This window comes from Nostoc sp. DedQUE02, from assembly GCF_034531035.1.
In the GTDB taxonomy this organism is placed as follows: Bacteria; Cyanobacteriota; Cyanobacteriia; order Cyanobacteriales; family Nostocaceae; genus Nostoc.
The window spans coordinates 76,804-84,017 of the sequence record NZ_JAVRBY020000032.1 but is presented as its reverse complement, the minus strand read 5'-3'; the positions used below and the strand labels follow the sequence as shown (position 1 = coordinate 84,017).

The window sequence follows — 7,214 nt, the reverse complement described above, 5'->3', positions numbered from 1 at the left end:
ATGTTTATCGTGTAGTTGCTTGGCGCGCGGCGCGGCTACACCGCGCCATTGCTTGTGACAGTTGCGTAAGTCCTGGCAATAATAGGGTTAACTAGCCGCACGTTCAGCGATTTTGTTTCAATCCCTAATAGGGATTTTGATAAATTGCAATCCCAACGTATCAGCTTTAAATTGGGTGAAGGAAACGTTTCAATCCCTAATAGGGATTTTGATAAATTGCAATAGAAGCCATCTTGTAAGATGACTGTTTGTTTACCAGTTTCAATCCCTAATAGGGATTTTGATAAATTGCAATTAGCACTCAAATGGAACAATGTTGACCTAGTACGTGTTTCAATCCCTAATAGGGATTTTGATAAATTGCAATTACACCAGGATACTCAGCCAACCCAAAGTGTAGTTTCAATCCCTAATAGGGATTTTGATAAATTGCAATAGCAATCGCATTGTTTGGAGATTGGTTTAATGGGTATCTGTTTCAATCCCTAATAGGGATTTTGATAAATTGCAATCTCAGCCTCTGTGATATTAATGCCAGCGATATTGTTTCAATCCCTAATAGGGATTTTGATAAATTGCAATTTTTCCAATAGGTAAACAATTGCACTGTGGTGTATAGTTTCAATCCCTAATAGGGATTTTGATAAATTGCAATATCGACTTCGCTCAGGGGAACCCCCTCCGGTTTATTGTTTCAATCCCTAATAGGGATTTTGATAAATTGCAATTTTAATTAGCGCGGGTTTTTTCCTTTTCTTATTTTTAGTTTCAATCCCTAATAGGGATTTTGATAAATTGCAATCCACCAGTACCAGTGATAGCTAAATAAAGTAAACGTTTCAATCCCTAATAGGGATTTTGATAAATTGCAATTGAGCTACGGCTGTACACCAAAAAGTCTATTGAAGTTTCAATCCCTAATAGGGATTTTGATAAATTGCAATAACAAAGATATCCAGAGGGTGCAAGCCCCTCCTAACCCATTAGTTTCAATCCCTAATAGGGATTTTGATAAATTGCAATCTGGGTAACTTACAGGGGCAACTAGACAAGATTGGTTTCAATCCCTAATAGGGATTTTGATAAATTGCAATGGGTTGGTGTGCTTCAGAATCGCGTGTTTGTTCTCCAGTTTCAATCCCTAATAGGGATTTTGATAAATTGCAATGTTTTGCCTGATTCATTCCACTTAGTACCCTGGTGGAAGGTTTCAATCCCTAATAGGGATTTTGATAAATTGCAATGTGAATTGACGCGTCAAAGGGTGGCAAGTCCACAACTGTTTCAATCCCTAATAGGGATTTTGATAAATTGCAATTATACTGAGGGAATAGAAAGATATTCCCTCTAAGTTTCAATCCCTAATAGGGATTTTGATAAATTGCAATTAAATAGGCTGCCAGGCAGTCAGTAGATACTTTAGTTTCAATCCCTAATAGGGATTTTGATAAATTGCAATTGTTGATGAGCAACTAAAGATTATTGGTAAATCAGTCAGTAGATACTTTAGTTTCAATCCCTAATAGGGATTTTGATAAATTGCAATTTAAAGTTACCCAGACGTTATGTATTGGTGCTGATGAGGTTTCAATCCCTAATAGGGATTTTGATAAATTGCAATTTTGGCGGCTACTTGTAGCTAGGGGGGCTACTGGGTTTCAATCCCTAATAGGGATTTTGATAAATTGCAATGGCAGGAGCCTGAAAGCCAAGCTGTATTTAGTTTTCAAGGTGCGGTTGCGCGAATCTAAAGCAATCATAGCATCAGAAAATTTTTTTGGTAAGAGTGTCGGTAAAGGTCAAAGGCTGACACCTAGTATTTGTAAGCATTTCAGAGATTGCGCGGATAAAAATTGGGTGATTAATGGGGTGAAATGCTTGCTGGCGTTGAAATAGAATCACTTTTTTGGGGATGTGAAATTTGTACACCTACCCATTCGCGCATTTGACATCAGAATAACCTAATGGTGATGGGGGGCGCGATCGCTGCCTTCAAAGCCAGAAATCCCAGTCTTCATTTACTTATAGCCTCCCACATCACATACAACACTTGTAATATTTAGTCTTGAGACTCCTCAGATGTAGGTTCCGATTCGGTTTCAAGTTCTTCTGTTTTGGCTTTGGCGACTGGAGGTTTAACCGGTTTGGGGCCACGCGCTAGCGCCGGATTCCCCTGCTGCCTTTTTTCATCTCCTAATGATGCTTTTCTCTCTTTGTCAGACGACCGATTACGGGTCGGTTTTGAGCTTTTGGGGTTGGATTCAATAGGAGTTACAGAATCCGAATTTTCGGAATTGTTGTCAGTATTTTCTTTAGCCTGACGTTCCGATTTTTTGATTGGACGTTCTACCATTGTTGATTTTTGTAAATTTATCTGTATATTACATCGGTTTGGTGACTGTCAAACTGTAAAGTAGCATTTTTTAAGGATTTTATCGAACAGAATTCAGGAGTCAGGTGGCCGCCGAGCGACTTGCCTTGAGCGAAGTCGAAAGGAGTCGAAAGGAGTCGAGGTGAGTCAGAATTCAGTTTGGTATTTTGACCGAAAAAGCGGATGAATAACCGGAGTTTTTGTACTCCCACCAAATCTGAAAATGGGTGCGTTATCCATAGCTGAACGCACCCGACAACTATTCAACAAAATCAGCTCGTGCTTGTTGCCTTGATTTAAATTTTTCTTCTAAAACTGCCCAATTTTCTTGCTCAATTAAGTTAGTCAACTCATCAAGATTGTGCCGATATTGTTGCAGCGATCGCAGCAATGCTTGACGATTATACCGCGCCATCATCACGCCCAACTCTGGATTCCCACCACCGACACGACTGGTATCGCGAAAACCTGAGCTAGCTAATTTTTGGGCTAATTGCAAAACATCGGAGTCAGTTTCACTCAAACAAGCAGCAATCAATGAGGAACTGACCATTACAGGTAAATGGGAAATCCAACTAACAGCGCAGTCATGTTGCTCTGGTTGACAATAATAAATATTTGCTCCTAGCGATCGCACAATTTCTTCTACAACCGTAATTGCACTAGTTGGTGTTGTAGCTATCGGTGTTAAAACATAAGGTTTATCGACAAATAAATGCCGTTGTGCAGCTTCTATTCCACTATCTGTTCTTCCCGCCATTGGATGACCGCCAATAAAATTATTCCAGAGGGGAGAAATATCCTTGACTATCTGTGCTTTCGCCGAACCCACATCAGTCACGACTGTAGTCGCAGACAAATGAGCGATTAACTGTTCAAATTGGGGCACAATAAGGGCTAGAGGTGTACAAATAAATACAACTTCTGCGGCTGCTAACAGGCTCAGATCGACTGATGCTTCATCAACACTGCCGATGGTAACTGCCTTTTCACAAGTGGTTTCACGGCGGCTAACTCCTAAGATATGATGTCCTTGCGATCGCAAATCAAAACCCAAAGATCCGCCGATCAATCCCAGTCCTAAAATTCCAATATTCATTTTTGATTTTGACATTCCGTTTTTATGACTTTACCAACTATTAAAGTTGGCATCCAAGGGGTAGCATCAATGACTGTAGAGGAATTATTGGAACAATACACAGCAGGAGTCTTAAACTTTAGTGGTGTTGACCTCGCGGAAGCCAATCTAAGCGGGGTCAAACTCAGTGGCGTGAATCTTAGCGAAGCTAATTTGAGTATAGTCAACCTGAGTGGCGCAAATCTGAGTGAAGCTAACTTAAGCAATGCCAAGCTGAATGTCGCTAGACTCAGTGGCGCGAATCTATGCAGCGCCATTTTGAACAACGCTAGTCTCAACGTCGCTAATTTGATTCGAGCCGATCTCAGTCGCGCTCAACTCAGAGGAGCTTCATTGATCCGCGCCGAGTTGATTCGCGCTGATCTTAGTCGCGCCGATCTATTGGAAGCTGACCTCACCAGTGCCGATTTGCGAGAAGCGACACTGCGCCAAGCAAATCTCCGTCACGCTAACTTGAGTGAGACTGTCTTAAGAGGTGCTTCGTTGACCGGAGCCAACTTAGAGATGGCTAACTTAAATGCCAGTGACCTCAGTCGTTGTGACCTGAGTGGCGCAAATTTGCGAGATGCCGAACTTAGACAAGTCAATCTCAGCCATGCTAATTTGAGCGGGGCAGATTTGAGCGGGGCAAATCTCCGGTGGGCAGATTTGAGCGGGGCGAACCTCCGGTGGGCAGATTTGAGCACCGCAAAATTGAGCGGGGCTGATTTAACAGGCGCAGATTTAAGCAATGCCAATTTAACGAATACAAGTTTAGTCCACGCCAATTTAACTCAGGCAAAATTAATTAGGGCGGAATGGATTGGTGCTGACTTAACAGGAGCAACTTTAACTGGAGCCAAGCTTTATGCAACCTCCAGGTTTGGTTTAAAAACTGAAGGGATGGTTTGTGAATGGGTCGATCTTAGCCCAAATGGCGATCGCTCGATTATCCAAAACTTCCATTCTGAAGAGTCACGAGATTTTTTTAACGAAACACCGCCAACAATTCGGATTATTGTTGATGCAGCCCTAGAACACGAAGCCAATTTTGCGATCGCTGGTGCTTACTACCAAATTGCTCAAGAATACCGAGGGCTAAAACAACCCCCAAGCATCGAAAGTGGTCGTCGTCGAACTATTTTCACCTTTCATGTAGATAGCGATGAAGCACTATTTTCCACTGCTTACATTGTGATTCTTCCTTTTCTAGATGCAGCATCTATCCAAAAGAATATTTCTAGTCTGGTGGAAATCATTAACAGTGAAGTTGTTGCAAATCAAAATTTAAAATCGCCTCATATAGTGAAACAATTAAATATTATTTTAGAGCAAGCTATAAGTCAGGCGAAAACAATTAAACAGATGAAAAAAAATATCGAAGTCGCCGGAAAGTTAAATTTTTGTAAAGCCCCAACCCAAATAGTTTTAACCAATTCCAGCGCCCACACTTTGATTGTCTATGACCATCCCAATTTTGGAAAAAGATTTATTAATCGCTCTGCTCTCAATGCTTCAGCTTATGATGATATATCCAGTGAATCAACAAAAAATATATTACCTTCATTAGATATAGTTATAGATTTTGTCAAGGGATTTCACTATATTAATCATTAATCTTAAGGCATTAAGTATTGGATAAATGACAAAATTGAAGAAGAATTCAGAAGTCAGAATGGGCTAAACCTTAGCTATCCGCTAACAGGAGTCAGCAATCTTGACGCTCGTGCCTCTCTACGAGACGTTGCGCGAACGCTACTGCTACGCTATCAGTGGGGTATTCAGACCCGCCACTGAATTGTTGCACCACTAAATCTTCTCTTTCAGAAACGCTCTTGCGTTTGATTTAGTGGGGGTATTAAACCCTTTGATTTATCCGCCAGCGATGCACTGAGTCTAGTCGAAGTGTCGCACAAAAATCATTCTGAATTCTGGCTCCTGACTCCTGAATTCTGTTCTAATAAAATTTTGTTTTGGAGGAAAGTATGCGCGATACCTTTAATAAAATGATCGGTCGAACTCGCTATGTAGTCTTTCGTCTATTTCTGCATTTAGGGGGAGGTGAGGTAGCACCAATTTTAGGAGTATTAAATAGTGCTGGACGAGATGCGATCGATGCCGATGGCGATTTAGAAGTTTTGGGAGAAGGATTAGCAGAAATTAGCCAAACCCTGCTGCAATATGATGAATATTGGCTTTCTGCTGCCAACGAAGGTGATGTATTTTGGGATGAAGGCGAGGCGGGAGATTATGTGAATGAATTATTTACTGACTCAGCCCAAAGATATCTCAGCGAACCAGATTACAATTCCGGCTCTGGATTGAATGAACCTCTATCTATACCTATAACCCGCAACGTCATTGTGATGATTACAGTAGCTTATGAAGGGGAAGTGCCAGACTTAGAAACCGATCTTTCTAACGCTCAGGCACTCAAAGAAGGATTGAAAGCATTGATAAACTTGCATTATAAACATCGATTGAAAGCAATCCAAGTACATTTCTCACCAGCACAGTTAGGCGATGAACTCACTAGCGATCAACTGTTGCAATATTACCCAGAATTGATTCCTTTGTAATCTGTTGGGTAGTCCGTACTTACTACTCACATCCAGAAATTGTTAAGCTCAGAGATAGGACAATAATCCAATGATCATGACCATAGTACGTAAATTTACTGCCGTTTTTTTAGCTCTGAGTTTGTGTATGACAACTGTCGCTTGTGGTGGAGGAAACCAAACTACTCCTCCAACCAAGAACGTTAGCCAAACCTCTAATAACACCAAGCTGAGTGACGGGCAGTATCAAATACAACAAGCTACTTATGACGATGCAAGTGGTGAGTACAGCTTGTTTTTACTTAACAATAATCCCCCGACCTTTGTAACCGAAAATTTGCAAATGGCACGGTTAACTGATGATGAAATCAAGCAGGGTAAGAAATCCTATCTAAAGGTAGAAAAAGGACAACCAATTTTATATCTGACGGAAGATTTTAAAATTGAGTACGTTCACAACGTTACCGAGAATAAAACCAATCCCCAAACAGGACAACAAGAGACCGTTGTAGTCCGTCGAGAAAACAACTTCTGGGCACCATTTGCTGGATCTGTGGCAGGTAGCTTGGCTGGTCAGGCAATTGGTAGTATGTTGTTTAGACCACAGTATTATGTACCCCCAGTCTATCAATCAGGACAAGGATTAAGTGGCTTCGGTGGATATGGCGGAAGCTATGGCCAAGCAGTTCAAAGCTATCAAACTCGCTACAATGCGCCACCCGCAGCCGTGACAAATCGGACTGCATTCCGCAATACAGGGACAATTAGAAGGTCATATCCTGGAAATTCAAATATACGCAATGTACCGCGTAGCACTACAGGTAATAACCGTCCTTCTGGCTCTGGTTTTGGTGGTAGTACGTTGCGACCCTCTGGTAACTCCAGCACTACCAGACGCAATTCTGGTAGTAGTTTTGGTAGTGGACGTAGTTCAGCACCCCGTCGCTCAACTGGTTTTGGTAGCAGACGCCGTTAGGAAATTTCAAATTAAATAAATAGACTGCCTAAAAATTAAAGGTAGTCTATTGCACAAAGAAGTCGCAGGGAAACCAATACTTCTCGGTTAGCGCAATTAGTCGTTGCAGATCCCCCCAACCCCCCTTAAAAAAGGGGGGCTTCTAACCCTCTTTTACCCCCTTTTTAAGGGGGTCGCCGTAGGCGGGGGGAT

The 7,214-nt window shown here is 41.6% G+C and carries 5 protein-coding genes and 1 CRISPR repeat array; of the genes, 3 read left to right on the top strand and 2 right to left on the bottom strand.

The features are described from left to right. Positions 1–114: 114 nt before the first annotated feature. Positions 115–1,692: a CRISPR direct-repeat array (repeat unit 37 nt; unit sequence GTTTCAATCCCTAATAGGGATTTTGATAAATTGCAAT). A gap of 367 nt (positions 1,693–2,059) precedes the next feature. Both RMX98_RS22260 and RMX98_RS22255 read right to left on the bottom strand, forming a co-directional pair. Then, positions 2,060–2,353: a hypothetical protein gene (locus RMX98_RS22260; protein ID WP_322678792.1), complete on the bottom strand. Its 294-nt coding sequence runs from the start codon at positions 2,351–2,353 to the stop codon at positions 2,060–2,062. Between the two features lie 277 nt (positions 2,354–2,630). Further along, positions 2,631–3,470, bottom strand: a complete 840-nt coding sequence (locus RMX98_RS22255; RefSeq protein ID WP_322678797.1) for a prephenate/arogenate dehydrogenase — start codon at positions 3,468–3,470, stop codon at positions 2,631–2,633. 69 nt (positions 3,471–3,539) lie between these two features. Here RMX98_RS22255 and RMX98_RS22250 point away from each other — a divergent pair, with 69 nt between their 5' ends. From RMX98_RS22250 to RMX98_RS22240, 3 genes are all read left to right on the top strand, one after another. Further along, the gene (locus RMX98_RS22250; RefSeq protein ID WP_322678796.1) at positions 3,540–5,105 is read left to right on the top strand and encodes a pentapeptide repeat-containing protein; all 1,566 of its coding nucleotides are present in this window, start codon (positions 3,540–3,542) and stop codon (positions 5,103–5,105) included. A gap of 368 nt (positions 5,106–5,473) precedes the next feature. Then, the gene (locus tag RMX98_RS22245; RefSeq protein WP_322678791.1) at positions 5,474–6,067 is read left to right on the top strand and encodes a DUF1517 domain-containing protein; all 594 of its coding nucleotides are present in this window, start codon (positions 5,474–5,476) and stop codon (positions 6,065–6,067) included. A 70-nt stretch (positions 6,068–6,137) separates the two neighbouring features. Then, positions 6,138–7,022: a hypothetical protein gene (locus tag RMX98_RS22240; protein ID WP_322678790.1), complete on the top strand. Its 885-nt coding sequence runs from the start codon at positions 6,138–6,140 to the stop codon at positions 7,020–7,022. The last annotated feature ends 192 nt before the right edge of the window (positions 7,023–7,214 follow it).

What these genes read in the sequence shown, in the direction of transcription:
- RMX98_RS22240 (WP_322678790.1), top strand. Translation starts at nt 6,138, where the DNA reads ATGATCATGACCATAGTACGTAAATTTACTGCCGTTTTTTTAGCTCTG.
- RMX98_RS22245 (WP_322678791.1), top strand. Translation starts at nt 5,474, where the DNA reads ATGCGCGATACCTTTAATAAAATGATCGGTCGAACTCGCTATGTAGTC.
- RMX98_RS22260 (WP_322678792.1), bottom strand. Translation starts at nt 2,353, where the DNA reads ATGGTAGAACGTCCAATCAAAAAATCGGAACGTCAGGCTAAAGAAAAT.
- RMX98_RS22255 (WP_322678797.1), bottom strand. Translation starts at nt 3,470, where the DNA reads ATGAATATTGGAATTTTAGGACTGGGATTGATCGGCGGATCTTTGGGT.
- RMX98_RS22250 (WP_322678796.1), top strand. Translation starts at nt 3,540, where the DNA reads ATGACTGTAGAGGAATTATTGGAACAATACACAGCAGGAGTCTTAAAC.